The following is a 26,747-nucleotide window of genomic DNA, read 5'->3' as shown; positions in this document are numbered from 1 at the left end:
TTGGGTCCCGCGCGGCGCCATCCCCGGCGCCGCGGTTGTGCATCGGAAAGGGAGTGGCTTACTGGGCCGACTTCAGGGTACCGGCCGGCAGCACGTTGCCGACAGCGCCCTTCTGCACGCGGATGCGCACGTTCTCGGCCACTTCCAGGGTGACGAAGTTGTCGCCGATGTCGGTGACCACGCCGGCGATGCCACCGTTGGTCAGCACTTCGTCGCCACGCTTGATCTTCTCCAGCATGGCCTTGTGCTCCTTCTGCCGCTTCATCTGCGGGCGGATCATCAGGAAGTACATGATGGCGATCAGGATGATCGGGAACAGCAGCGTGGTCAGGCCCATGCCCTGCGGTTGGCCACCGGCGGCCTGGGCGTGGGCGGCGGGAATCAGGAAGGCAAGCAGGTTCATCTTTGGTCCTTTGGTTGGGCGGCGCTCCGGCCCTTTCACGGGCGCGGGGTGTCGACCGCGGATCTGGGTCAGCCTTGAAGTATGCCATGGCCCCGGACGTTCGTCCCCGGGCCGTTCGACAGGGGGGGCGCCGGGTTACAGCGGCGGCGGAACCGCTCCGCGTGCCGCATAGAAGGACTCGCGGAACGCCTGGAAGGTTCCCGCCTCGATCGCCGCCCGGATGTCGGCCATCAGCTTCTCGTAGTAGAACAGGTTGTGCAGGGTGCCCAGCATCGGCGCCAGCATCTCGTTGCAGCGGTCCAGGTGGCGCAGGTACGAGCGGGTGTAGCCGCCGGTACAGGCCACGCAGCCGCAGCCCGGTTCGATCGGGTCCATGTCCCGCGCATACTGCGAATTGCGGATGCGGACGGTACCGAACGAGGTGAAGTAATGCCCGTTGCGCGCGTTGCGGGTCGGCATCACGCAGTCGAACATGTCCACGCCGCGTGCGACACCCTCGACCAGGTCTTCCGGCCGGCCCACGCCCATCAGGTAGCGCGGGCGGTCGCCCGGCAGCTCCGGATCCAGGTGGTCGAGCATGGCGTTGCGCTCGTGCTCCGGCTCGCCCACGGCCAGGCCACCGATGGCATAGCCATCGAAGCCGATCGCCTGCAGGGCCTCGGCCGAGCGGCTGCGCAGGTCGGTATGCACCCCACCCTGGACGATCCCGAACAGGGCCGCATCGTTGCCGAGCTCGTCATGCGCGTTGCGGCTGCGCTGGGCCCAGCGCAGGCTCAGCTCCATCGACCGGCGGGCGACGTCCTCGGTGGCCGGGTACGGGGTGCACTCGTCGAAGATCATCACCACGTCCGAATCGAGCACCTTCTGGATCTTCATGCTCTCTTCCGGGCCGAGGAACACCCGGGCCCCGTCGGTCGGCGAAGCGAAGGTCACGCCCTGTTCGGTGATCTTGCGGCGGTGGGCCAGCGAGAACACCTGGAAACCGCCGGAATCGGTCAGGATCGGGCCGTCCCAGCGGCAGAAGCCATGCAGTCCGCCGTGGTCGGCGATGATGTCCAGGCCCGGACGCAGGTACAGATGGAAGGTGTTGCCAAGGATGATCTCGGCACCCAGCGCGCGCACCTGGTCCGGCAGGATGCCCTTGACCGAGCCATAGGTTCCCACGGGCATGAAAGCCGGCGTTTCCACCGTGCCGCGCGGGAAGGTCAGGCGGCCGCGACGGGCACGGCCGTCGCGGGTCTTGAGCTGGAACTGCAGTCGGGACATGGAGCGGTCGTTCAGGCAAATAGTTGCCTATTGTCTCCCAAGAAGGCGGCTGCCGGTAGCGCCGGGCCATGCCCGGCGACCGTCGCACCTCCCCCCCTCTCCGCCGGGCATGGCCCGGCGCTACCGTTATCGTCCCTGCGGGAACAGCAGCATCGCGTCGCCGTAACTGAAGAAGCGATAGCGCTGCTGGATCGCGTGCTGATAGGCCTCGAACACCCGCTCCTTGCCGGCAAAGGCCGAAATCATCATCAACAGGGTGCTTTCCGGCAGATGGAAATTGGTCACCATCGCGTCAACGCTGCGGATCCGATAGCCCGGGGTGATGAAGATCTGCGTCTCGCCGGCGAACGGCAACAGCTCGCCGTCACGCATCGCACTTTCCAGCGCGCGCACCACGGTGGTGCCGACACCGATCACGCGCCCGCCCGCAGCGCGGGTCCGACGCACCTGCTGCACCAGCTCGGCGCCCACGTTCAGCCACTCGCGGTGCATCACGTGGTCCTTCAGGTCATCGGCTCGCACCGGCTGGAAGGTGCCTGCCCCCACGTGCAGGGTGACGTGGCCGAACTCCACGCCCTTGTCCTTCAGCGCGGCCAACAGCGGTTCATCGAAATGCAGGCCGGCGGTCGGTGCCGCCACCGCTCCCACCTCCCGCGCGAACACGGTCTGGTAGCGCTCGCGGTCGTCCACGCCCGGCTCGCGCTGGATGTAGGGGGGCAGCGGCAGGCGTCCGGCGTGCAGCAGCCACTGCTCCAGTGACTCGGGCACATGGAACTGCAGCACATAGAACTCGCCGTCGCGGCCCAGCACTTCGGCTTCGCCTCCGGCATCGAGCGCGATGCGGCTGCCGGCCTTGGGCGACTTGCTGGCGCCGACCTGGGCACGCGCCTGCTGGCCGCCGAGCAGGCGCTCGATCAGGATCTCGACCCGCCCACCGCTGGCCTTCTGACCGAACAGGCGCGCCGGGATCACGCGCGTATCGTTGAATACCAGCAGGTCACCCGGCTGCAGCAGCGAGGGCAGATCACGCACCTGCAGGTCGGTGAAGGCGGCAGGGGCCGGAGGCACCAGCAGCAGGCGGCTGGCGGAACGTTCAGCCAGCGGCGCCTGCGCGATCAGTTCAGCCGGCAGGTCGTAGTGGAAATCGGACTTCTTCAAGGCAGTGGGCGGCAACAGGTCGACAATGGCGCGCATTGTACGGCCAGCGTCTGCGAGCCGGCGTGGTCCGCGGCGAACGTCGCGCAAAATGCTGCTATGCAACAGGTTTCTGCGGGGTTATCGCGCAAAAAAACAAGTGCTAGCATCGAGATGGAAGTCCGCTGCACGAGGCCGCCCAGCGCGCGTGATGACGCGCGTTTTGCTTTTTGATGGCCCGTGCGCCCCATTGTTTCAGGAGATCTGCAATGAGCTTCATCGAACGCCTCGCCCCCCTGCGCAGCCAGCCCGGCACCCGCCTCACCACCGGCCTGGACGACGCCACCCTGACCACCCTGTCCGTCCGCCATCCGCAGCTGGTGGCCGCGGTCGAGGCCGCCGCCGCGGAGTTCGCCCGTGTGCAGGGCGAACTGGGGCCGTTGCTGGGGCAGGACGAACAGGCGCAGATCGATGCCATGCAGGACGGGTTCGTCAATTTCTACGCCGACGACGCCGTTACGCCCTATGTGGCGCTGGCCGCGCGCGGCCCGTGGGTGGTCACCCTCAAGGGGGCGGTGCTGTATGACGCTGGCGGCTACGGCATGCTCGGCTTCGGTCATACCCCCGACACGGTGCTGGAGGCGATGGCCCGACCGCAGGTGATGGCCAACATCATGACCCCCAGCCTGTCACAGCAGCGCTTCATCACCGCCCTTCGCGCCGAGATCGGCCACCGTCGTGGCGGCTGCCCGTTCGCCCGTTTCATGTGCCTGAACTCCGGCTCGGAAGCGGTCGGGCTGGCCGCACGCATCGCCGACGTCAACGCCAAGCTGCAGACCGACCCGGGTGCGCGCCACGCCGGCGCCGCGATCAAGCGTGTGGTGGTCAAGGGCAGCTTCCATGGCCGCACCGACCGGCCGGCGCTGTACTCCGATTCCAGCCGCAAGAGCTACATGCAGCATCTGGCCAGCTACCGTGGCGAGGATTCGGTGATCACCGTGGCGCCGTACGACGAAGCCGGCCTGCGCGCGGTGTTCGAGGACGCCGCCCGCAACAAGTGGTTCATCGAGGCGGTGTTCCTGGAGCCGGTCATGGGCGAAGGCGATCCGGGCCGCTCGGTGCCGCCGTCGTTCTATGCCCTGGCCCGCGAATTGACGCGCGCGCACGGCAGCCTGCTGCTGCTCGATTCGATCCAGGCCGGCCTGCGCGCGCACGGCGTGCTGTCGGTGGTTGACTACCCGGGCTTCGAAGGCCTGGATCCGCCGGACATGGAAACCTACTCGAAGGCCCTGAACGCGGCCCAGTACCCGCTGTCGGTGCTGGCGGTGACCGAGCATGCCGCACAGCTGTACCGCAAGGGCATCTACGGCAACACCATGACCAGCAACCCGCGTGCGCTGGACGTGGCCTGCGCGACGCTGGCACAGCTGACCCCGCAGGTGCGCGCCAACATCGCCGAGCGCGGCGCCGAAGCCGTGCGCAAGCTGGAACAGCTCAAGGGCGAGCTTGGCGGGCTGATCACCAAGGTGCAGGGTACCGGCCTGCTGTTCTCGTGCGAGCTGGCGCCGCAGTTCAAGTGCTACGGCAGTGGTTCCACCGAAGAATGGCTGCGCCGGCATGGCATCAATGTGATCCATGGCGGCGAGAACTCGCTGCGCTTCACGCCCCACTTCGGCATGGACAGCGAAGAGCTGGATCTGCTGGTGGGCATGGTCGGCCGCGCCCTGCGTGAAGGCCCGCGACGCGAGCAGGCTGCGGCGGCGTAAGCCCCCGCTTTCTGTAGAGCCGAAGGCAGCGGCAGGAGCCGCTGCCAACGTCGCTGGCGACGGCCCGAAGGGTGCCGGTCAGGACGACCGGCATAGCCCATGCTCGGCTAGGGCATTGCCGCGATCTGAACGAAGAGCAGCCGAGCATGGCTCGGCTCTACAGAAGGCCTCTCAAGGCCTCATAATCCTTGGACACCCCGTCCCTGACCGCCCTGCGGTCGGCGACGGGGCGTTTTCGTTTCCGGCCAAGAGACAGGAAGATCCATGAAATCGATCTGTGTGTACTGTGGTTCCAACGCTGGCAGCAAGCCGGCCTATACCGAACGCGCCATTGCACTGGGCGACCGCATCGCCCGCGACGGCCTGCGCCTGGTGTATGGCGGCGGCAACGTCGGCCTGATGGGAACCGTGGCCAATGCCGTGCTCGCGGCCGGCGGCGAGGTCACCGGCGTGATTCCCCGCCAGCTGGCCGACTGGGAAGTGGCCCATCGTGGCCTGACCGAGCTGGAGATCGTCGGCTCGATGCACGAACGCAAGTCGCGCATGTTCGACCTGGCCGACGGCTTCGTCGCCCTGCCCGGCGGCTTCGGGACCATGGAGGAGATCTTCGAGATGCTGACCTGGCGCCAGCTGGGCATCGGCAACAAGCCCTGTGCATTCCTGGACGTGGACGGCTTCTACGCGCCGCTGATCGGCATGATCGATCGCATGGTGGATGAGCGTTTCCTGCACCCGGACCAGCGCCAGGACCTGTGGTACGGCTCGGACATCGAGCAGATGCTGGAGTGGATGAAGTACTACCAGCCGGCACAGGCCTCCAAGTGGATCGACGAGAAGCGCCGCGCCGCCCTGCGTTGATCGTCCGCCGCGTGGCGTCTCAGGGCGCCACGTCGGCCCAGGGAGCCGGTCGCCCCAGCAGGTAGCCCTGGCCGTAATCGCAACCCAGTTCGCGCAGTGTCTGCCGCTGGGCTTCGGTTTCGATGCCTTCGCCGATGGTTTCGATGCCCAGCGTGCGCGCCAGCGACAGCACGCCCTGTACCAGCGCGCGGGTGCTCTGAACTTCCGGTCCATGCAGGCCGGCAATGAAGCTCTGGTCGATCTTCAGCGTGCTGATCGGGAAGCGGTGCAGGTACGACAACGCCGAGAAGCCGGTGCCGAAGTCGTCCAGCTGCACCTGGATGCCGCGCTCGCGCAGTCCCTGCAGGATATGCAGCGTGTGCGGGCCGTCATCCAGCAGCGCGACCTCGGTGATCTCCAGGCGCAACCGGCGCGGATCGGCCCCGCAGGCGTCGAGCAGGCCGAACAGGCGCGCACTGAAACCGGCCGAACGGAAATGCCGCGGCGACACGTTCACCGACACATAGCCCTGCCCGCCCGCGGCCAGGCCGGCGATGACCTGTTCGTAGATCAGCCAGTCGACCTGTTCGATCAACCCGCTCTCCTCTCCCAGCTCCAGGAACGCGCCCGGCAACAGCAGGCCACGCCGTTCGTGCTGCCAGCGCAGCAGCGCTTCGTGTCCCACCACTTCCCCGTCGGACAGGCGCACGATCGGCTGGTAGAACGGCACGAAATCCCGGTTGTTGATCGCCCGCCGCAGATCGGCTTCCAGATCGAGGCTGCGCATGGCCTGCTCGCGCATGTCCTCGTCGAAGATCGCACAGCGATCATGCCCCTGCGCCTTGGCCCGGTACATGGCGGCGTCGGCATCGCGCAGCAGCTCTTCTCCGGTCCGGTAACGCGGATTCCACAGCGCGATGCCGAGGCTGCCGGACGGGAACAGCTCGCGCCCGGCGATCCACATCGACTCCTGCAATGCCAACAGCAGGCGCTGACCGAAATCCAGGGCCTGCGCCAGGCCCAGCGGGCACTGCAGCAGCACCGCGAACTCATCACCGCCCAGGCGCGCCACCACGTCGTCGGCGCCCGCCATCGACACGATGCGCTTGGCCACTTCCACCAGCATGTGATCGCCGGCCGCGTGGCCGATGCTGTCGTTGACCAGCTTGAAACGGTCCAGATCCAGGAACAGCACCGCGAACACCGGGCCGTCCTCCTGCCTGGCCAGTACCAGCGCATCCTGCAGTCGGTCCAGCAGGTGCAGGCGGTTGGGCAACCCGGTCAGCGCGTCGTGCATGGCCTGGTGGGTCAGCCGCTGCTCGGCACGCAGGCGCTCGCCGATCTGGCCCAACAGCTTTTCGTTGACCTCAGCCAGTTCGCGCGTGCGTTCGTCCACGCGCTTCTCCAGTTCGGCATGCGCCGAACGCAGGCGCTGCTGGTCGCGTTGGCGGGCCAGTCCGGTGCCGATGTTCTGCGCGACGAAGGTCAGCAAGCGCTGGTCGTGGATGCTGAAGGCACGCTGCTCGCTGTAGCTCTGCACCACGATCGCGCCAACCACTTCGTCATCCCGCAGCAGTGGCACGCCCAGCCAGCACAGCGAGCGCGCGCCGGACTCGCGCACCTCGCCACTGGCGCGCAGCGAGTCGATCTGCGCGCGGGAGGCCAACAGCGGCTGGCGGTTGCGCACCACGTATTCGGTCAGGCCACGACTGAACGCACGGGAGGCGCGGCTGGCGTGGCGTTCATCCACCGAGTAGACGAAATCCAGTCCATCACCCGCCTCGTTGACCAGCGCGATGTAGAAATTGCGCGCGTCGAGCAGTCGGCCGACCACGCCATGCACCTGGCCGTAGAACTGCTCCAGGCTCTCGGCGGACATCGCCATCTCTGCGATATCGTACAGCGCGATCTGCAGCTGCTCGGCACGACGACGCTCGGCCACCTCGTCCTGCAGGCTGTGATTGGCGCGTTGCAGTTCCTGCGTGCGCAGTTCCACCTGCTGCTCGAGACGCACCTGGGCCTGGCGCCGATCCATCGCAGTCTGTACGTGCTGGGCCACGAAGCCGAGCAGCGCACGTTCGGCCTCGCCGTAGCGGTCTGCCTGCTCGTAGCTCTGCACCACGATGGCACCGCACACCCGGCCGTCGCGCAGCATCGGCACACCCAGCCAGTCCAGGCTTTCGGGGCCGCGAAGCGGGTCATGCTCCTGCCCGACCTCGCGGGCCAGCAGTTCTCGCGAAGGTCCGCTCAGGGGCCTGCCATGATGCAGCAGCGCCACCGTGAGGCTGCGTGGCATTCCGCTGGCGTCGAAGCTCTGCGCCGGATCGGCGACGAAATCATCCACCTGGTCGGCGAAGTACAGGAACCTGATCTGGTCGTGCAGGTCGTCGTATTCGACGATGTAACAGTTTTCCGCGTACATCAGCGTGCCCAGCACGTCGTGCACGCGGCGCAGCATCTGCCCCATCTCCAGGTCGGCGCCGGCAAGATCGGCAATCTGGAACAGCGCCTGCTGCAGCCGTTCGGCCTCTTCCAGCGCCTTGATCTGTCCCGCCTGGCGGCCCCGCTGCAGGGCCAGTTCCATGGCCTGCCGCGCCAGACCCCACCACGCGGACGAAGGCGCCGCGCCCTCCACCGCCAGGTACAGGCGGGCACCATCATGGTCCCAACCGTGGCGGCCATCGCCGGCAGCCGGTGCCACGCTGTCGGCCGCGACCGGCGGTATCGGCCAGATGGCGTCACCGCGCCCCAGCTGAGGATCGTCCCAGCCGACCCGGACCACCGCCGATTCCGGCAGCAGCGCATGCAGCGCGCGCACGAGTTCCGTACTCAGCACGGCCTCGTGTGATGGCGTTTGCGCAGGTTCAGCGTGCGTGGACAAATGACAATCTCTTGGCGCCGTCTGTGCGTCGCCTCCCCTGAGCCGTCGAGCATAGCGCGCCACCGGGGGGGCAATGGAAGCCCGGCAACCCCGAATCGTGCGCCCGTTCGTTATTCCTGGCGTCCGCCCCCCGTTCCGAGCCATGAACCTCGCCCTGTCCGCCCCCGTACCCCGCTATGCGCCATCGTCGGCAGGCCTTAACCTGTACCGCGTGGACGCCAGCGCCCTGCCAACCGATGAAGCCTTGATGCTCGCCTGGGCCGGCGGCGACCTGCACGCGTTCGAGAGCCTGTATGCGCGCCATCGCAAGCGCCTGTTCGGCTTCCTGCTGCGCCAGCTGCGCGATACGGCCCTGGCCGAGGAGATCTTCCAGGACGTCTGGCAACGGGTCATCAGCGCACGGTCCGGCTGGCAGCCGGATGCCGCCTTCAGCACCTGGCTGTTCCGCATCGCGCACAACCGGCTCAACGATCACTGGCGCGCCGCACGCCACCGCCCGGCGGCGCCGGCCGATGCCGAGCTGCGTCTGGCCGCGCTGGAAGACGGGCAGACCCCGGAAGCAGAGCTTTCAGAATTCGAGCAACGTCGCCGCATCCAGCGCGCGATGGAAGAACTGCCGCTGGAGCAGCGCGAAGTGCTGCAGCTGCGGCTGGATCAGGAACTGAGCCTGGAGGAGATCGGCCAGATCACCGGCGTAGGCCGGGAAACCGTGAAATCGCGGCTGCGTTATGCGATGGACAAGCTGCGTGCGGGACTGAACGCATGAACCGAGACGAACCCCTGACGCCTGAAGAGCGCGAGCTGGCGCGCCTGCTCGGCCGTCGTGTCGAACAGGCGCCTCCGGCGGCGCTGGATGCCACGATCCTGGCGGCCGCCCGTGCGGCGGTGCAGGCGCCACCGGCCGACGCGGCCGACGCGGGCAGCGTGCGTGCACGGCGGCCGCGCCGGCACTGGCCTGCGGTGTTCGGCGTTGCTGCATCGATGGTATTCGCCATCGGCATCGCCTGGCAGCTGCGCCCGGAACCGCCCGCGGTCCCGGCGCACGATGCACAGATCACTGCGCCGCGCGTCGCCGACGAGGTCGCTGCCGAAGTGGCCGCGCAGCCTGCCGAGGGCCCTGCCCGGCCTTCCCCTGCCGAGCCGGCCATCGCAAGTGCGCCGCCGGCACCACCGGCGCCGGTCGCGGCACCCAGGCCCGCCGCGCCGGCCCGATCCTCTGCACCGCAAACACCGGCACCGACGGTGGCGGCACGAGCGAAGGCGGCGGCTCAGGCCACCGAGCGCGCCGCAGCCGACACCGCAGCTCCGCCGCCGGCTGCGGAACCTCCGGCCGCTGTGGCCTATTCGGCACCGCTGCCCGCTGCGGCGCCTGCGCCGCCGTCGCTGGAAGCGCGCGACGCCGTTGCCCCCCTGTCCGGCGCGATGGAGGCCGCCCCGGCCAGCGCGGGACAGCGCGGTGACACCACGACGCTCAAGCGGGCCGTACCGCTCCGCAGCGCACCGGGCGTGATGCGTCGCGGCAGCGATGCCGCGCTCAGCGCTACGGCCGTGCAGGCCGAAGTGGCCGCCGACGCCCAGCTGCCCCGCCGGCAGTGGCTGCAGAAGATCCGCGAACGTCGCGACGAAGGCCAGCGCGACATCGCCCGTGCCAGCCTCGAGCGCTACGTGCAGCAGTATCCGGAGTCGCGGCTGCCACGCGACCTGCGTCCTCTGCTGGACGACTGAAGCATGGGGGCGGCAACCCCGTAGAATGAAGGGAATGCCCGATACCCTCGCCCAGCCCGTCAGCCACACGCTGGAAGTCAAGCACAGCCGCTTCATCGCCCATGCCGCGCCCATCGATGGCGCGGCGGCGGCGATGTCGTTCCTGCAGCGGGTGATGGTGGCCGACGCCACGCACAACTGCTGGGCCTACCGGCATGGACAGGAGTATCGCTCCAGCGATGATGGCGAGCCAGCGGGGACTGCCGGCCGGCCGATCCTGGCCGCCATCGATGGCCAGGGCTTCGACCGGGTCATGGTGGTGGTGATCCGCTGGTACGGGGGTATCAAGCTCGGCGCCGGCGGTCTGGTCCGCGCCTACGGCGGTACCGCCGCCGAGTGTCTGCGCACGGCACCGCGGCTGCCGCTGGTGGCGATGGCACGGCTGCAGCTGCTGGCCGGCTTCGAGGACCTGGGTACCCTGCATGCGGCCCTGCCCGCGTTCTCCGCCGAGAAGCAGGATGAACAGTTCGACGCTGAAGGCGTGCGCCTGCGGATCGAATTACCCGCCGACCAGGCCGACGCATTGAAAATCCGCCTGCGAGACGCCACCCGTGACCGTATCCGTATCCGAGATGACGACCAGGATGACTGACAAGGACGACGCGGCCGCCGCGACCCCGCCATTGCGCCGCCTCGGCAGCCTGCGAACGCTGTGGCCGTTCGTGCGCCGGCACAGTGGCCTGTTCGCCGCCTGGCTGCTGGCGCTGGCCGTCTCCTCGGCCGCCACCCTCAGCCTGCCTCCGGCCGTCAAGCAGATGATCGACCACGGCTTCAGCAGCGGCGGCCAGATCAACCGGGCGTTTGCCCTGCTGATGCTGGTGGCGGTAGTGCTGGCGATCGCCACCTCCGCACGCTTCTACTTCGTGTCGCTGCTCGGCGAGAAGGTAGTGGCCGACCTGCGCAGCCGTCTGTACGGGCACCTGATCCAGTTGGGTGCCGGTTTCCATGACCGCAGCCGCAGCGGCGAACTGGTCTCGCGCCTGACCGCCGACAGCGAGCTGCTGCGCAGCGTGGTGGGCTCGACCATGTCAGTCGCATTGCGCAGCAGCGTGACGGTGGTCGGCAGCCTGGCCATGCTGTTCGTGACCAGTCCGCGCCTGGCGGCGTGGTCGCTGCTCGGCATCCCGCTGGCGGTGCTGCCCATCATCATCGGCGCACGCAAGCTGCGCACCGTCGCGCGCAGCAGCCAGGACCGCATCGCCGACGCCAACAGCCTGGCCAGCGAGACCCTCGGTGCCGTCCGCACGGTGCAGGCACATGCGCGCGAGCCTTACGAGCGCGGCCGCTTCGACCTGGCGCTGGGCGATGCGATCCGTGCCGCACGCCGGCGCATCGGCGCACAGTCGCTGGTCACCGCCAGTGCCATCCTGCTGATCTTCGGTGCCATTGTCGGCGTGCTGTGGCTGGGCGCCCACGATGTCATCGAGGGCCGCCTCAGTGCCGGCACCCTGGGCCAGTTCGTGCTGTATGCGCTGATCGGCGGTGGTTCGGTGGGCGCTCTGGCCGAAGTCTGGAACGAGCTCCAGCGCGCTGCCGGCGGCATGGGCCGGATCGGCGAACTGCTGCAGGAGGATGTCGAGATCCGCGCGCCCGCGCATCCACGCGCGCTGCCGCAGCCGCTGCAAGGCGAGATCCAGTTCGATGACGTGGTGTTCCACTACCCGCAGCGACCGGACCAGGCCGCGCTCGACCACTTCAGCCTGCATGTGCGCCCCGGCGAGACCGTGGCCCTGGTCGGCCCCTCGGGTGCCGGCAAGAGCACGGTGCTGTCGATGCTGCTGCGCTTCCATGACCCGGCCAACGGCCGCATCTGCGTGGACGGCATCGATGTGCGCGAGGTCGATCCCGCCGACCTGCGCGCCCAGCTGGCCCTGGTGCCGCAGCAACCGACGCTGTTCGCCGCCAGCGCCCGCGACAACATCCGCTACGGCCGCCTGCAGGCCAGCGATGCCGAAGTCGAGGAAGCGGCTCGTGCCGCTGAGGCCGATGGCTTCCTGCGTGCGTTGCCGCAGGGTTATGACAGTGAGCTGGGCGAGCGCGGCGCGCGCCTGTCCGGCGGGCAGCAGCAGCGCGTGGCGATCGCCCGCGCGCTGCTGAAGGATGCGCCGATCCTGCTGCTGGACGAAGCCACCAGCGCGCTCGACGCGCAGAGCGAGTACGGTGTACAGCAGGCGCTGGAGCGCCTGATGGCGGGCCGCACCACGCTGGTCATCGCACACCGTCTGGCAACCGTGCTCAAGGCCGACCGCATCGTGGTCATGGACCAGGGGCGCATCGTCGCCGAAGGCACGCACGCACAGTTGTTGGCTGAAGGGGGTCTGTACGCGGAGCTGGCGCGACTGCAGTTCATCGATTGATGACGGTCGGCTAACACCTCTGGCGCCAAGCTGGCCGCGCAGAAGCAGCATCCGCTGAAGGAGGTGGACGATGTCGTTCCGTCAGTTTCCCGCAGTCGACAGCAATGGCGAGAGCCATATCATCATCGAGTTCAAGCCCGAGGCCAATGGCAGCGGGCATCATTCCGAAGCCACCCCGCGCTACGAGCTCGACGACGGGCGTCATCTGGTGCGCAATGGCCGCGAGTTCAGCACCAGCGGGGGCGAACTGCGGCTGACCATCTAGCGTCGCGCTAGCGTCGCGCGGGTCAATCGCAGGGCAGCCGGGCATAGCCCGGCCTCACCGGCAGCACCCTGGTCAGTTTTTCGCCACAGATCTTGACAGCTTGTGCTGGCAAGGCGTGAGCAGTGTTATCCACATGTTTGCGCAGAATTCATCCACATCCCCTGTGGATGAATGCACTACGCCAGTACCCGTCCGATTCCGCTGGCATCCACGGCGGCCGCTGCGTCGGCCAGGGCGCGGGGATCACTGCCGGCGACGAAGCCGATGCGGAAATGCACTTCCCCGCCCGGCGTGCGCGAGGAATGGATAGAAGCCAGGCTGATGCCGTGCTGCTCGAAGATGTTCAGCAGCTCACGCAGTGAGCCCGGGCGATCTTCCGGCAGGTGGACCGACACGGCGTTGCGCTCGGTCAGATCGGCCAGCAGGTAGCCCACCCGCTCGAAGGTATAGTTTCCCGAGGCCAGTGCAGGCGCGCCGAAGGCGGCCTGGTTCGCCACCAGCATCTGCTCGCGGAACGCACCGCGCGCAAGGTCGTCGCCTTGGTCGACCTGGGCCTGCAGCACGCGCAGCTGGCCGACCAGGCGTTCCAGCATCGGCGCGACATGCGGATTGCCGAACTGGATGTCCTCATAGATCGCCGGATTCAGCGAGAGGATGCGCGAGATGATCGCGGTATCCAGTTCGAACGACGCCGAGCGATAGGGAAGCATCGCTTCCAGTGTCCCCAGTTGCGGCTGATATTCCCGCAGCACGCCGGCCTGGGCCAGATGCGTGGCATGCACCATCGCCTGCACCAGCGCCATCATCTGGTCATGGTGCTGTGGCGTGGCGCGCACGCACTCGGCCTGCAGCGCCACGCACAGCGCATCCAGCCAGGGCTGCCAGTGCTGCAGTCGCGCTTCGCAGACCACCATCACCCTGCCCTTCAACGTGGGGGCTTTCGGCGGCGCGGTCATCGGGTGCAGGCCGACCACTTCGGCCTGTGAGGCAAGCATCGCCTGTACCGGCGCGTCCTTGACCGAGGTGACATCGAGCCACAGGCGCCCGCGTTCACGACCCGCCGAGCGGCGCACGTATTCGGCGATCAGTTCCGGCGTATGCCGGATCGGTGCAGAGAACACCAGTACATCGGCCTCGGCCAGCAACTGCTCCGGTGTATGCGAAGCAGCATCGGCCGGATCGTGGCCGATCACCTGCAGTCGCATCTGCTGCTCGAAGAAGCGGCCCAGCCAGCGCCCGTAGGCGCCGGCACTGCCGACGATGCCGATCGTGCGCGGCGCAAAGTGCTGCACTGCCGTCATGCCACGCGTTCAGCGCGGAAGCGCGTGCCTTCGGCCAGTGCGGCGGGCGCCGCGGCAATCACGTCGAACTCCTCGAAACCATTGGCCAGCGTGGCCTCCAGGGCGGCATGGGTACCCGCGATGGCACGCGAGATCGCCTGCTGCATCGACTCTCCCCGCAGCAGGAACGACACCACCAGCGACATCAGTACGTCGCCGGTCCCGGCCACGTCCACCGGCAGCAACGGCGAGGTCCAGCGCCAGGTCTCGTCGCGTCCCACCGCCAGCGTCACCAGCTCGCCCGGCGTGCCACCCACGCTGTGCGCGATCACCCAGTGCGGACCACGCGCCAGCAGCGTACGCGCGGCGGCGATGGCGTCGGCCTCGGCCAGCGCCGGCATGCCGGTCAGGCGATTCAGTTCAAAGGCGTTCGGGGTCACCAGCCAGGCATGCGGCAACAGGCGCTCGGCGAAGATCGCTTCCAGTCCCGGTTCCACGTAGGGGCCAGTGTGTGTGTCACCGATCACCGGATCCAGGCAGTAACGCAGCTGCGGGCAGGCCGGCAGGATGTCGTCCAGCCAATCGGCGAAGGTGGCACCGTTGGCCGTGCTGCCAAAGTAGCCGGAGACGAGCATCTTCGCCCGCTGCGGCAGGCCGCGCTCGTGGGTGCCCAGCAACAGATCGGCGAACCAGTCGGCGGGCAGCACGCGACCGCGGGTGGTGTCGTAGAACGGCGCGTTGCTGAGCAGCACGGTCGGAATTTCAGCTACGCGCACGCCGAGCGCGCGCATCGGCGGTACGGCGGCGCTGTTGCCGGCATGGCCGTAGACCAGTTGCGACTGGACCGAGATGACATCGATCGGCGACGGGCCGTCGGGCCGCTGGCGGCGGCCGTGGACCAGGTGGTTGTCAAGGGATTCGCTCATGGCCGCATTCTACGCCCAAGGGGGTTTTCGGCAGGGCTTGCAGCCCTGCACCTGCTCAATGCAACGGCAACGGCCGAAGCCAAAGCCAAAGCCAAAGCGGCATTCCGTGGGGTGGCGGGGCGGTGTGGCTGGTCAGGACACGCCGTAAACCCATCCATGGGGGCTCGATGGCGCCATCCATGGCGCCAACGGTCCTGACCACCCACACCGCCCCACCTTCGATAGGTTCACGCGGCTGTTGGTAACTGCGGCTGTTGTTCCGCGCGGCTGTTGGTAGGTGTCGACCTTGGTCGACACATCTGTCAGATATCGAATGAATTCATCCACGCATGGCGTGGATCTACCGTGTCGACCTTGGTCGACACCTACCAGAGCAGAGTGCTGTTCCGACAGATCGCGGAAAACCACCGAAGGCGGGGTGGGTCCGGTTGCGGGGGCGTGAGCCGCATGGATGCGGCGACCGAGCTTACATGGACGTACTTGCAGCGTCCCCCGCAACCGGACCCACCCCGCCAATCCACGGATAGCGCGCTTCGGTTGTTGCCGTTGCCTCTGCAGGTGCAGGGCTGCAAGCCCTGCAAACCCACCCTCCCTCAGTGAGCAGCAGGCCGCGACGGCGGCAGCCATGCCGCCACGATGCCGAGCAGCGGCAGGAACGCCGTCAGGTGATAGACGTATTCGATGCTGGTCCTGTCCGCCAGCAGGCCCAGCACCGCCGCGCCCAGGCCGCCCATGCCGAACGCAAAACCGAAGAACAGGCCCGACACCATGCCGATCCGGTGCGGCATCATCTCCTGCGCATAGACCACGATGGCAGAGAAGGCAGACGACAACACGAAACCGATCAGCACCGCCAGCACCGTGGTCCACAGCAGATCCGCATGCGGCAACGCCAGTGCGAACGGCGCCACGCCCAGGATCGAGGTCCAGATGATCGGCTTGCGGCCGATGCGATCGCCCAACGGACCGCCCAGGAAGCCACCCGCCGCCGAAGCCACCAGGAACGCGAACAGGTGCAGCTGCGCCTGCGCCACCGGGATGCCGAAATGGTGGATCAGGTAGAAGGTGAAGTAGCTGCCGATGCTGGCCATGTAGAAGTACTTGCTGAAGATCAGCACCAGCAGGATCGCCAGCACCTTGGCCACGGTACGTGGAGGATGCCGCGACGCCACCGCCGCCACGCCGGCCGGGCGGGGTGCGCCCAGGTGCAGCGCATACCAGCGGCTCACATAGGTCAGCAGGGCGATGCCGACCAGCGCAGCACCGGCAAACCATGAGGCCGCATGCTGGCCGTACGGCACGATCACGGCGGCGGCAATCAGCGGCCCCAGCGCGGTACCGAAGTTGCCGCCGACCTGGAACACCGACTGTGCGAAGCCATGGCGCCCGCCGGACGCCAGCCGTGCGATGCGCGACGCTTCCGGGTGGAAGATCGCCGATCCGATGCCGACCAGCGCGGCGGCCATCAGGACCATCGCATAGTTCGGCGCGAAGCCGAGCAGCAGCATCCCGCACAGCGTCGAGGCCATGCCGATCGGCAACGAGTACGGCGCTGGACGACGGTCGGTATGCATCCCCACCAGCGGTTGGAAGATCGACGCGGTGAGCTGGTAGGTCAGCGTGATCAGGCCGATCTGGGTGAAGCTGAGATTGAAGCCACCCTTGATGACTGGATAGATCGCCAGGATCAGCGACTGCATCATGTCGTTGACGACGTGCGAGGTTGAGATGGCGGCCAGTACGCCGGGCGCCACCGGGCGGGAGGTCGTTGCAGGGGAAGCCAGAGTCGACATGGACGCAGTCAGATTGGGGGCGAGCCCCGCATGCTACGGTTGCCTTCCCTTCCCTTCTGCCGCGTTCGGGTCATGGCCTATCGCAAAAAGGACATCGGCGGTGATGTCGACCCGGCTGCGCCGTGGCGCGATGTGCCGCTGCATCGCCCGGTCACCTACCGGGTTACCCAGTACCCGGCCGGCACCCGTATCGCAGGCCACAAGCACCAGCGCCACCAGCTGGTCTATGCCATCTCCGGGCTGATGGTGGTGCGCTCGGAAGTCGGTCGCTGGGTCGTGCCCTCCACCCGTGCGATCTGGATGCCGGCCGGCATGGTGCACGCGGTGGACTGCATTGCCGCCGTGCACATGCGCAGCCTCTACATCGACCCATCATTCGCCCCGCAACTGCCGGCCGAACCGTTCGCGGTACAGGTGGCACCGCTGCTGCGCGAACTGCTGCAGGCGGCCACCCTGATCAAGGGCGAGCACATCGAAGACAGCCGCGATGGCCGCGTGGTGCGCCTTCTGCTGGACGAACTGCATCGCATGGACGTATTGCCGCTGCACCTGCCCGCGCCTACCAATCCGCGCCTGCAGCGGATCTGCCAGCACCTGCAGAAGCACCCCGGCGATGACGCCACGCTGCAGGACTGGGCGCAGTCACTGGAAGTGGATGTGAAAACCATCCAGCGCCACTTCGCCAACGAACTGGGCATGACCTTCGGCCAGTGGCGGCAGCAGGCGCGGCTGCTGGCAGCAATGGAACGGCTGGCGACCGGCGAGAAGGTCATCGATGTCGCACTGGCGATGGGCTACGACAGCCCCAGCGCGTTCACCAGCATGTTCAAGCGCCAGCTGGGGCAGACGCCGGCGGCGTTCTTCCGCTGACCCCATGCACAGAAACGCCGGGCATGGCCCGGCGCTACCGTTCAACGCTTGCGTTGAAAATTCAGGACGTCATCCGGTCCCAGAAGCCCTTCACGCCGTCCATGAAGGTGGCGGACTTCGGCGAGTGCTTGCGCGCTTCCTCACCGACGAAGGTGGCCTCGAACTGCTCCAGCAGCCTGCGCTGGTCGTTGGTCAGGTTGACCGGCGTCTCGACCACCACGCGGCAATACAGATCGCCCTCGCTGCGGCTGCGCACCGAACGCACGCCCTTGCCGCGCAGGCGGAACAGTTTGCCGGTCTGGGTCTCTGCCGGAATGCGGATCTCCGCTTCGCCGCCCAGCGTCGCCACGCGCACGGTATCGCCGAGCGCCGCCTGCGAGATGCGGATCGGCACTTCACAATGCAGATCGTCGCCATCGCGCTGGAAGATGGGGTGCTCGCGCACGCGCACTTCCACGTACAGGTCGCCCGGCGGCGTGCCGGCCGGCCCCGCTTCGCCCTCGCCAGCCAGGCGGATGCGATCGCCGGTGTCGACGCCCGCCGGCACCTTCACCGACAGCACCTTGTCTTCCTCGACACGGCCATTGCCGTGGCAGGTCTTGCAGGGCTTGGCGATGATCTGGCCGCGGCCGCCGCAGTTGTGGCAGGCCTGCTGCATGGCGAAGATGCCGCGCTGGATGCGCACCTGGCCGCGGCCGTGGCAGACGTTGCAGGTCTCCACCTTGCCGTCTTCCGAGCCACTGCCATCGCAATCGCCGCATTCGGCCAGGGTCGGGATCTCGATGCGGCGCTCGACGCCACGCACCGCTTCTTCCAGGTCCAGCTCCATCACGTAACCGATGTCGGCACCGCGGCGTGCCTGGCGCGGACCGCCGCCGGCACCACCGAAGATGTTGCCGAAGATGTCGCCGAAGATATCGTTCATGTCCGGACCACCCGGACCGCCCCCGCCCATGCCGTGCTCGAACGCGGCATGACCGTGGCTGTCATACATCCGGCGCTTGTTGCCGTCGGACAGCACCTCGTAGGCTTCCTTGCACTCCTTGAAGGAGGCTTCGGCGGCCGCATCACCCGGATTTCGGTCCGGATGGAACTTCATCGCGCAGCGGCGGTAAGCCTTCTTCAGCTCTTCTTCGTTGGCGGTGCGGGCCACGCCCAGCACTTCGTAGTAATCGCGCTTGCTCATATCGTGAATCGGCTTCCGGAATGTCGGGATTCGTCAAAGCGGAAGAGCGGAACCAGGTCCGCTCTTGCGTCGGGCGCCCCGACGCGCCGGAGGCGGTCAGGACCCTGATGCGACAACGGGACGCTGCCAGGCAGCGTCCCGCGTCGGTCCGGATCAGGACTTCTTGTCGTCCTTGACTTCGGTGAACTCGGCGTCCACCACGTCGTCGTTGCCCTTGCCCGCATTGCCGGCATCGGCGCCCGGGGCACCGCCCTGCTCTGCCGACGCTGCGGCGAACAGCGACTGGCCGGCTTCCTCCAGCACCTTCGACTTGGCTTCGATCTGTGCCTTGTCGTCGCCCTTCATCGCGGTTTCAAGATCGGCCAGAGCCGCTTCAACCTTGCCGATGACATCGCCGCCGACCTTGCTGCCGTGCTCGGTGATGGCGCTGCGGGTGCCGTGGATCAGGGCATCGGCCTGGTTGCGGGCCTGCACCAGCTCCTGGAACTTCTTGTCTTCTTCGCGGTTGGCTTCCGCGTCGGCGACCATGCGCGCGATCTCTTCCTCGGACAGGCCCGAGCCGGCCTTGATCTCGACCTTCTGTTCCTTGTTGGTCTTCTTGTCCTTGGCCGACACATGCAGGATGCCGTTGGCGTCGATGTCGAAGGACACTTCCACCTGCGGCAGGCCACGCGGCGCCGGCTCGATGCCGGACAGGTCGAACTTGGCCAGCGACTTGTTGAAGCGGGCCTGTTCGCGCTCACCCTGCAGCACGTGCACGGTCACGGCCGACTGGTTGTCCTCGGCGGTGGAGAACACCTGCGAGGCCTTGGTCGGGATGGTGGTGTTCTTCTCGATGATCTTGGTGAACACGCCGCCCATGGTTTCGATGCCCAGCGACAGCGGGGTCACGTCCAGCAGCAGCACGTCCTTGACGTCGCCGCCCAGCACGCCACCCTGGATCGCCGCACCCAGTGCCACGGCTTCGTCCGGGTTGACGTCCTTGCGCGGCTCCTTGCCGAAGAACTCGGTCACCGCCTGCTGCACCTTCGGCATGCGGGTCTGGCCGCCGACCAGGATCACTTCGCTGATGTCGCTCGAACGCAGGCCGGCATCGTTCAGGGCGACGCGGCACGGCTCGATCGACTTCTTGATCAGGTCTTCCACCAGCGCTTCCAGCTTGGCGCGGGTCAGCTTGATGTTCAGGTGCTTCGGACCCGACGCGTCAGCGGTGACGTACGGCAGATTCACTTCGGTCTGCTGGGCGCTGGACAGCTCGATCTTGGCACGCTCGGCAGCGTCCTTCAGGCGCTGCAGGGCCAGCGGATCCTTGCGCAGGTCGATGCCCTGGTCCTTGTTGAATTCTTCCACCAGGTACTCGATGACGCGGTTGTCGAAGTCTTCGCCACCCAGGAAGGTGTCGCCGTTGGTGGCCAGCACTTCGAACTGCTTCTCGCCGTCGACGTTGGCGATCTCGATCACCGAGACGTCGAAGGTACCGCCGCCCAGGTCGTACACAACGATCTTGCGATCCTTGTTGTCGCCCTTGTCCAGGCCATAGGCCAGCGCGGCCGCGGTCGGCTCGTTGATGATGCGCTTGACGTCCAGGCCCGCGATGCGGCCAGCATCCTTGGTGGCCTGGCGCTGGCTGTCGTTGAAGTAGGCCGGCACGGTGATGACCGCTTCGGTGACCTTCTCACCGAGGAAGTCCTCGGCGGTCTTCTTCATCTTCTCCAGTACCTTGGCCGAGATTTCCTGCGGCGCCATCTTCTTGGCGTCGCTGGTGGCCACCCACGCATCACCATTGTCATGGGCGAGGATGCTGTACGGGACGTGGGCGATGTCCTTCTGCACCTCGGCGTCGGTGAACTTGCGGCCGATCAGGCGCTTCACCGCGTAGAAGGTGTTCTTCGGGTTGGTCACCGCCTGGCGCTTGGCCGAGGCACCGACCAGGACTTCGCCGTCCTTGGTGTAGGCGACGATCGACGGGGTGGTGCGATCGCCTTCCGAATTCTCGATGACGCGGGCCTTGCCGCCGTCCATGATCGCCACGCACGAGTTGGTGGTGCCGAGGTCGATACCAATGATCTTGCCCATGGGGGAGACTCCTGAGAAATGCTGTGTGGATGTCAGTCCGGCCGCTCGGCCGGTGGATGAATGGGATGTGGGGGAGGCTCGTGGAACATTCAAGCCATCTCCCGAACGCTGTGTTCAGCCGTTCAAGGTTCGCCGGGCATGGCCCGGCGATGACGATCCGGGGGTAGCGCCGGGCCATGCCCGGCGGCCGCTCCCGGATCGACCGCTCAGTCGGCGGCCACCACCACCAGCGCCGGCCGCAGCAGGCGCTCGTTGAGCAGATAGCCCTTCTGGAACACGGTCACCACGCTGCCCGGGGCGGCGTCCGGGGCCGGCACCTGGCTGATCGCCTGGTGGTGCTCCGGGTTGAACGGCTGGCCGGTCGGGTCAATCAGGACCAGGCCGTTGTCGGCGGCGACCTTCAGCAACTGCTTGTAGGTCAGCTCCAGGCCCTCGCGCAGCGGGTGCGGGTCGTCGCCGGCGGCCTTCAGGCCGGCATCCAGGCTGTCGAACACGGGCAGCAGTTCGCCCAGCAGCTTCTCGTTGGCGAACTTGCGGGCCTGCTCGATGTCGCGGGCCACGCGCTTGCGCTGGTTCTCCAGGTCGGCGCGCTCACGCAGCGCATCGGCCCTGACCTGCTCGACTTCCGCGCGCAGTCGCTCCACTTCGTCATTGACGCCTGCTGCGGCGGCCGCGTCGGCGGCGCTCTGCTGGGATTCGAAATCTGGATGTTCGTGGTTCATGTCTGGGTCCCTGGCGGTCACTCCCCGCCTCCATCCACCCTAGTGTGGGCGGGATGCTGCGTTTCAAGCGTCCGCGGCACCGGATCCGCGTCCGGTCGGTGAAAAGGCCGCCCCCAGCACGTCGGCGGTGGCCTGTACCAGCGGGATCATGCGGTCGTAGGCCATCCGCTTCGGCCCGATCACCCCCAGCACGCCCAGCACCTGCCCGTTGGCCGCATACGGGGCGGTCACCAGCGAAACGCCCTGCAGCGGCATCATCCCGGTCTCTTCGCCGATGAAGATGCGCACGCCCGGGGCCTGGATGGTCCGCTCCAGCAGCTGCAGGATCTCGCGCTTGCTGGAAAACAGCTCGAACAGTTCACGCAGGCGCTCCAGGTCGGACAGGTCCTGGACCCCCATCAGGCGGGTCTGGCCCGCCACCAGCATGTCGTCGGCCGCGGGCTGCAGGGCCTGCTCGGCCAGTTCGATGCTGTGCGCCAGCAGCTGCTCCAGCTCGGAGCGGGCATCGCGCAGCTCCAGCAGCAGGCGCGCCCGGATCTCCGCCAGCGGCAGCCCGGCGAAATGGGCGTTGAGGTAATTGGCGACCTGCTCCAGCTGGCCCGGGGCGAAGTCCTGGCGGGTTTCGATCACCCGGTTCTGGACCTCGTTGTCGGCGAACACCAGGATCGCCAGCACCCGGCGGCCGTCCAGCGCCACGAAATCGATCTGGCGGAAGGCGAACTGCTCGCGCCGCGGCGCGCTGACCACGCCGACGAAGTGGCTCATCGCCGACAGCAGCTCGGAGGCACTGCCGAGCAGGGCCTGGGTGCTGCCGCCACCGGCCAGTTCCTGGCGCAAGCGGGCCAGCTCGCCCTCGCCCGGCGGCTGCATCTGCAGCAGGCTGTCGACAAACACCCGGTAGCCATGCGCGGTCGGGATCCGCCCGGCGGAGGTATGCGGCGACGCCAGCAGGCCCAGGTCCTCCAGGTCGCCGAGGATGTTGCGGATGGTGGCCGGGCTGACTTCCAGCCCGGCCACGCGCGCCAGCGTCTGCGAGCCCACGGGCTCACCATCCTGGATGTGGCGCGCGATCAGCGTGCGCAGCAGATGGCGCGCGCGCGGGGCGAGTTGGTCGGCGGAACCGTGCATGGAATCAACCTGTGAGACACGGAGACTAGATAATGGCGCCGGATCACCTTGGCAAGCCATTGGACCGCCCGCGTGCGCGTGCTAGCGTTGCGCGGCTCAGATACCCCCAGACCCATGCTCAGACACCTATCGATCAAGGATTTCGCCGTCGTCCGCGCTACCGAACTTGAATTCGGGCCTGGCATGACCGTGGTTTCAGGCGAGACCGGCGCCGGCAAGTCGCTGATGGTCGACGCGCTGGGCTTCCTGTCCGGCCTGCGCGCCGACAGTGGCGTGGTCCGCCACGGTGCCGCCCGTGCCGAGCTGTCGGCCGAGTTCGCGCTGGAGCATCTGCAGGCCGCACGCCAGTGGCTGGCCGACAACGAGCTGGACGATGAGGACCAGTGCCAGCTGCGCCGCGTGATCCGCGCCGACGGCGGTTCGCGGGCCTGGATCAACGGCCGCCCGGTCACCCTCGCCCAGCTGGGCGAACTGGCCGCGCTGCTGGTGGAAATCCACGGCCAGCATGAACAGCAGGCCCTGCTGGCGCGTCCTTCCCAGCTGGCCCTGCTCGATGCCTATGCCGGCAACGAGGAAGAGCGCCGTCAGGTCCGCCGCGCCGCAGCCGCCTGGCAGGCACTGGTCGATGAATCCCTGGCGCTGTCGCAACAGGGTGACGTCAGTGACCGTATCGGTTTCCTCGAGCATCAGCTGCGCGAACTGGACCGTGAGGATCTGGAGCCCGAATCGATCCTCGCGCTGGGCGCCAGCCATCGGCGCCAGGCCCATGCCAGCGCGCTGCTGACCGCCTGCCAGGCCGCCAGCAACCAGCTCAACGGCGACGAGGGCAGCTCGGCGCTGGATCAGCTGCAGCAGGTGCGGCACGAACTGGCCCGGCTGATCGAACACGACCCGCGCCTGGGCGAGGTGGACAGCCTGATCGAAAACGCATCGATCCAGCTGCATGAAGCCCTGTCCCTGCTCGACCGCGTGCACGACGACCTGGATGCCGACCCCGAGCAGTTCGAGGAGAACGAGCGCCGTCTCGGCCGCCTGCACGACCTTGCGCGCAAGCATCGCGTGCCGATGGACGAACTGGGCGCGCAGCGCGAGCGCATGCATGCCGAAGTGGAGCAGCTGCGCGGCGCCGACGAACGGCTGCAGCGCCTGGCCGGCGAGATCGACAAGGCCGCGGCCGCCTGGCGGGTGCAGGCCGAAGCACTGACCGCAAGCCGGCGCAGTGCGGCGGCCGCGCTGTCGACCACCACCACCGGCATCATTGCCGAGCTGGGCATGGGCGGTGGCCAGTTCCTGATCGAGCTGGAACCCCAGGACGGCGGCAAGCCCGACCCGCAGGGCGCCGAACGCGTGGAGTTCCTGGTCGCGGCCAATGCCGGTCAACCACCACGCGCCCTGCGCAAGGTGGCCTCGGGTGGCGAACTGTCGCGCATCTCGCTGGCAATCGAAGTGGCCGCGCTCGACCTGGACGCCGTGCCGACCATGGTGTTCGACGAAGTCGACTCGGGCATCGGTGGCGCGGTGGCCGACATCGTCGGCCAGAAACTGCGCGCCCTTGGCGAGAAGCGCCAGGTGCTGTGCGTGACCCACCTGCCGCAGGTCGCGTCCAAGGGCCATGCCCACTACCGGGTCAGCAAGGCACCGGTGGAAGGCATGACCCAGAGTGCGGTGGAGAAGCTGGACCTCAAGGCACGCGAGGAAGAACTGGCACGCATGCTCGGTGGCGTCGAAGTGAGCAAGGAAGCGCGCGCCGCCGCCCGCAAGCTGCTGCAGGTCTGACGCCGGCGGCGCCGAGCGACGCCCGGTCCGTCCCACCGCAGGTTCACCCCAGCGGCCGCGCCAGATCCACCTTTTCCACCAGGAAATCCAGGAACGCACGCACCCGCAGCGGCAGATAGCCCCTCTGCCCCAGGAATACCGCGTGCACCTCTTCCAGATCGCCGGGATTGGCCTCTTCCAGCACCGGCAGCAGCCGCCCGGCCGCTATGTCGTCCCTGACCTGGAACGCGGCCAGCCGGGCCAGCCCGAGCCCCCCCAGCACCAGCTGCCGCAGGGCATCGCCGTTGCTGGCGCGCGCATTGCCGCTGGTGGGCACGCGCAGCACCTGGCCGCCCTGCAGCAGCGGCCACCCCTGCATCGCCCGCGCATGGCCGATGTCCAGCCGGTTGTGCGTCTGCAGGTCGTCGACGTTGCCAGGCAGACCGTGTCGCTGCGCATAGCCGGGTGAGGCCACGATCATCATCCGCGTCGCCCCCAACCGTCGTGCCACTAGGCTGGAACTCTTCAGCGGACCGGCCCGCACGGCCACATCGGTGCGCTGCTCGAGCAGATCGATCACTTCATCGGTCAGGGTCAGGTCCACCCCCACCTGCGGGTGCTGCTGCAGGAACATGGGCAGCAATGGCAGCAGGAAATGCTGGCCGAAGGGCACGTTGGCATTCACCCGCAGCCGCCCGCGCGGTTCGGCATGCGCGCTCGCACAGCGCTCGGCCTCTTCCAGGTCAGCAAGCACGCGCAGCCCGCGCTCGTAGAAGGCGCAGCCCTCCGGGGTCAGCTGCAGCTGGCGGGTGGATCGCTGCAGCAGGCGCGTGCCCAGCCGCTGCTCCAGCCGCGCCACCAGCTTGCTGACCGCCGAGGGCGTCATGTCCAGGCTGCGGGCCGCCGCGGAGAATCCGCCGGTTTCGATCACCCTCACGAACACTTCCAGCTCGCCGGAGCGATTGATGTCGGGTCGCGGCATGGTGATGAATCCAGTTCACAGATGATTATCCAGGCGCAGTCTAGTTCACAGAAAGCGGCAGGGACACCATGGCCCCTCCTTCCGACGGACCCTTCCGATGAACCGCCTGAGCACGTTGACCACCGCTGCCCTGCTCACCCTGTCCGCAGCAGCCAGCGCCACGGCCGCCCCTCCCCGGCACTGGGTGGCCAGCTGGCAAGCCAGTCCACAACCGGTTTGGCAGGCAGACTTCCTGTTTCCGACGCTGATCCCCGCAGAGCTGGCCGACCAGACCTTCCGCCAGACCGTCCGCATCAGCCTGGGCGGCTCGCGCCTGCGTGTCCGCTTGAGCAACGCCTACGGGACACAGCCACTGCGGGTGGGCCGGGCCACCCTGGCGGCACATCCGGGCGAGGTGCCGCAGGCGCTGACCTTCGATGGCCAGCCCGGCGTGCTGATCGCGCCTGGCCAGGACCGGCTCAGCGACGCGCTGCCACTGCCCACGCGCAACCTGCAGTCGCTGCAGGTCAGCATCCATCTGCCACAGCCCACGCCGCTGCGGACGTTCCACTGGGAGGGCCGGCAGACCAGTTGGATCGCGCCGGGTGACCAGAGCCTGGCTGCGGACCTGGACGGGGCCCGCAGCACCACGGCCCGCCTGCTGCTGTCCGGCATCGACGTCGAAACCGCAGCCCGCGCGCGCAGCGTGGTGGTGATCGGCGACTCGATCACCGATGGCGCAACGGCCAGCCTCGACCAGGACCAGCGCTGGACCGACCATCTCGCCGCACGGCTGGCACCGCAGGGAATCGCAGTGGTCAACGCCGGCATCTCCGGCGGACGCCTGCTGCGCGACGGCATGGGGGAATCCGCCCTGGCCCGCTTCCCGCGCGATGTCCTCGACCAGCCTGGTGTCGCCAGTGTGATCGTGCTGATCGGCATCAACGACATCAGCTGGCCGGGCACAGCGTTCGCGCGCGGCCAGGACCGGCCCGGGCTCGCCGAACTGCAGGCCGGCTATCGCAGCCTGGCCGGACAGGCCCATCGCCATGGACTGCGCATTGTCGGCGCAACCCTGCCGCCGTTCGCCGGCGCCCTGCCCGGCACCCCGCTGGACGACTACTACCAGCCGGATAAGGACGCACTGCGCCAGCAGCTCAATGCCTGGCTGCGGCAGGACAGCCCATTCGATGCGGTGATCGACCTGGATGCAGTGCTGCGCGACCCCGCCGATCCCTCACGGATGGCCGCCGCCTACGATTCAGGCGACCATCTGCATCCGGGCGATGCCGGCAACCGGGCCATGGCCGAGGCCGTGGATCTGCGGATGCTGATGCCGCCATCGCACCCGGCGGTCACTCCGCCGCGCTGACGAAA

22 protein-coding genes are annotated in these 26,747 nt (G+C 67.9%); 10 read left to right on the top strand and 12 right to left on the bottom strand.

Annotation, left to right across the window (positions count from 1 at the left end; all coding sequences use genetic code 11):
- Positions 1 to 58 precede the first annotated feature (58 nt).
- The 3 genes from yajC to queA form a co-directional block, all read right to left on the bottom strand.
- Positions 59 to 403, bottom strand: a complete 345-nt coding sequence (yajC, locus tag ACZLIF_RS08725) for a preprotein translocase subunit YajC (protein ID WP_053519780.1) — start codon at positions 401 to 403, stop codon at positions 59 to 61.
- Between the two features lie 135 nt (positions 404 to 538).
- A complete protein-coding gene (gene tgt / locus ACZLIF_RS08720) occupies positions 539 to 1,669 on the bottom strand; it encodes a tRNA guanosine(34) transglycosylase Tgt (RefSeq protein ID WP_065181313.1) in 1,131 nt (376 codons plus the stop codon).
- Between the two features lie 126 nt (positions 1,670 to 1,795).
- Positions 1,796 to 2,863, bottom strand: a complete 1,068-nt coding sequence (queA, locus tag ACZLIF_RS08715) for a tRNA preQ1(34) S-adenosylmethionine ribosyltransferase-isomerase QueA (RefSeq protein ID WP_128988967.1) — start codon at positions 2,861 to 2,863, stop codon at positions 1,796 to 1,798.
- A gap of 209 nt (positions 2,864 to 3,072) precedes the next feature.
- Here queA and ACZLIF_RS08710 point away from each other — a divergent pair, with 209 nt between their 5' ends.
- A complete protein-coding gene (locus ACZLIF_RS08710; protein ID WP_128988969.1) occupies positions 3,073 to 4,569 on the top strand; it encodes an aminotransferase class III-fold pyridoxal phosphate-dependent enzyme in 1,497 nt (498 codons plus the stop codon).
- A 264-nt stretch (positions 4,570 to 4,833) separates the two neighbouring features.
- Positions 4,834 to 5,427 (top strand): LOG family protein, encoded by a 594-nt coding sequence (locus ACZLIF_RS08705; protein WP_128988971.1) that lies wholly within the window; start codon positions 4,834 to 4,836, stop codon positions 5,425 to 5,427.
- Positions 5,428 to 5,446: 19 nt separating this feature from the next.
- On the opposite strand, the gene ACZLIF_RS08700 is transcribed toward ACZLIF_RS08705, so the two are convergent.
- Positions 5,447 to 8,242, bottom strand: coding sequence for a bifunctional diguanylate cyclase/phosphodiesterase (locus ACZLIF_RS08700; protein WP_241685966.1), 2,796 nt, complete (start codon positions 8,240 to 8,242; stop codon positions 5,447 to 5,449).
- Positions 8,243 to 8,534: 292 nt separating this feature from the next.
- Between ACZLIF_RS08700 and ACZLIF_RS08695 the strand changes: the two genes are divergently transcribed.
- The 5 genes from ACZLIF_RS08695 (at position 8,535) to ACZLIF_RS08675 (ending at position 12,673) form a co-directional block, all read left to right on the top strand.
- A complete protein-coding gene (locus ACZLIF_RS08695; protein ID WP_229765872.1) occupies positions 8,535 to 9,053 on the top strand; it encodes an RNA polymerase sigma factor in 519 nt (172 codons plus the stop codon).
- Positions 9,050 to 10,012, top strand: a complete 963-nt coding sequence (locus ACZLIF_RS08690) for a hypothetical protein (RefSeq protein ID WP_128988977.1) — start codon at positions 9,050 to 9,052, stop codon at positions 10,010 to 10,012. The genes ACZLIF_RS08695 and ACZLIF_RS08690 overlap by 4 nt, the downstream gene beginning before the upstream one ends.
- 34 nt (positions 10,013 to 10,046) lie before the next feature.
- Entirely contained in the window at positions 10,047 to 10,643 is a 597-nt protein-coding gene (locus tag ACZLIF_RS08685) for an IMPACT family protein (RefSeq protein WP_053519787.1), read from the top strand.
- Positions 10,636 to 12,408: an ABC transporter transmembrane domain-containing protein gene (locus ACZLIF_RS08680; RefSeq protein ID WP_065181307.1), complete on the top strand. Its 1,773-nt coding sequence runs from the start codon at positions 10,636 to 10,638 to the stop codon at positions 12,406 to 12,408. The genes ACZLIF_RS08685 and ACZLIF_RS08680 overlap by 8 nt, the downstream gene beginning before the upstream one ends.
- Before the next feature lie 70 nt (positions 12,409 to 12,478).
- Complete coding sequence (locus ACZLIF_RS08675) at positions 12,479 to 12,673, top strand: hypothetical protein (protein WP_053519789.1); 195 nt, start codon at positions 12,479 to 12,481, stop codon at positions 12,671 to 12,673.
- A gap of 176 nt (positions 12,674 to 12,849) precedes the next feature.
- Here the strand turns inward: ACZLIF_RS08675 and ACZLIF_RS08670 are convergent, their stop codons facing one another.
- The 3 genes from ACZLIF_RS08670 to ACZLIF_RS08660 all read right to left on the bottom strand — a co-directional run bounded on the left by ACZLIF_RS08670 (position 12,850) and on the right by ACZLIF_RS08660 (position 16,672).
- On the bottom strand, positions 12,850 to 13,974 hold the full coding sequence (locus ACZLIF_RS08670) for a prephenate dehydrogenase (protein ID WP_128988979.1): 1,125 nt from the start codon (positions 13,972 to 13,974) through the stop codon (positions 12,850 to 12,852).
- Complete coding sequence (gene pdxY / locus ACZLIF_RS08665) at positions 13,971 to 14,879, bottom strand: pyridoxal kinase (RefSeq protein ID WP_128988981.1); 909 nt, start codon at positions 14,877 to 14,879, stop codon at positions 13,971 to 13,973. The genes ACZLIF_RS08670 and pdxY overlap by 4 nt, the downstream gene beginning before the upstream one ends.
- 593 nt (positions 14,880 to 15,472) lie before the next feature.
- A complete protein-coding gene (locus ACZLIF_RS08660; protein WP_053519715.1) occupies positions 15,473 to 16,672 on the bottom strand; it encodes an MFS transporter in 1,200 nt (399 codons plus the stop codon).
- A gap of 72 nt (positions 16,673 to 16,744) precedes the next feature.
- On the opposite strand from ACZLIF_RS08660, the gene ACZLIF_RS08655 reads away from it, so the two are divergent.
- Positions 16,745 to 17,542: an AraC family transcriptional regulator gene (locus ACZLIF_RS08655; RefSeq protein ID WP_128990655.1), complete on the top strand. Its 798-nt coding sequence runs from the start codon at positions 16,745 to 16,747 to the stop codon at positions 17,540 to 17,542.
- 61 nt (positions 17,543 to 17,603) lie between these two features.
- On the opposite strand, the gene dnaJ is transcribed toward ACZLIF_RS08655, so the two are convergent.
- The 4 genes from dnaJ to hrcA form a co-directional block, all read right to left on the bottom strand.
- Positions 17,604 to 18,728, bottom strand: coding sequence for a molecular chaperone DnaJ (gene dnaJ, locus ACZLIF_RS08650; protein WP_053519713.1), 1,125 nt, complete (start codon positions 18,726 to 18,728; stop codon positions 17,604 to 17,606).
- Positions 18,729 to 18,881: 153 nt separating this feature from the next.
- Positions 18,882 to 20,804 (bottom strand): molecular chaperone DnaK, encoded by a 1,923-nt coding sequence (gene dnaK, locus ACZLIF_RS08645; protein WP_053519712.1) that lies wholly within the window; start codon positions 20,802 to 20,804, stop codon positions 18,882 to 18,884.
- Between the two features lie 206 nt (positions 20,805 to 21,010).
- Positions 21,011 to 21,526, bottom strand: coding sequence for a nucleotide exchange factor GrpE (grpE, locus tag ACZLIF_RS08640; RefSeq protein WP_053519711.1), 516 nt, complete (start codon positions 21,524 to 21,526; stop codon positions 21,011 to 21,013).
- A 63-nt stretch (positions 21,527 to 21,589) separates the two neighbouring features.
- Complete coding sequence (gene hrcA, locus ACZLIF_RS08635; RefSeq protein ID WP_053519710.1) at positions 21,590 to 22,654, bottom strand: heat-inducible transcriptional repressor HrcA; 1,065 nt, start codon at positions 22,652 to 22,654, stop codon at positions 21,590 to 21,592.
- Between the two features lie 114 nt (positions 22,655 to 22,768).
- On the opposite strand from hrcA, the gene recN reads away from it, so the two are divergent.
- A complete protein-coding gene (gene recN, locus ACZLIF_RS08630) occupies positions 22,769 to 24,430 on the top strand; it encodes a DNA repair protein RecN (protein WP_053519709.1) in 1,662 nt (553 codons plus the stop codon).
- Positions 24,431 to 24,473: 43 nt separating this feature from the next.
- On the opposite strand, the gene ACZLIF_RS08625 is transcribed toward recN, so the two are convergent.
- The gene (locus ACZLIF_RS08625) at positions 24,474 to 25,391 is read right to left on the bottom strand and encodes a LysR family transcriptional regulator (RefSeq protein ID WP_128990657.1); all 918 of its coding nucleotides are present in this window, start codon (positions 25,389 to 25,391) and stop codon (positions 24,474 to 24,476) included.
- A gap of 97 nt (positions 25,392 to 25,488) precedes the next feature.
- On the opposite strand from ACZLIF_RS08625, the gene ACZLIF_RS08620 reads away from it, so the two are divergent.
- Entirely contained in the window at positions 25,489 to 26,742 is a 1,254-nt protein-coding gene (locus ACZLIF_RS08620; protein WP_053519707.1) for an SGNH/GDSL hydrolase family protein, read from the top strand.
- The last annotated feature ends 5 nt before the right edge of the window (positions 26,743 to 26,747 follow it).

This window comes from Stenotrophomonas sp. 2201_Sma (genome assembly GCF_056486685.1).
Note: the sequence above shows the minus strand (reverse complement) of the source record. Positions and strands in the feature narration are given on the sequence as shown.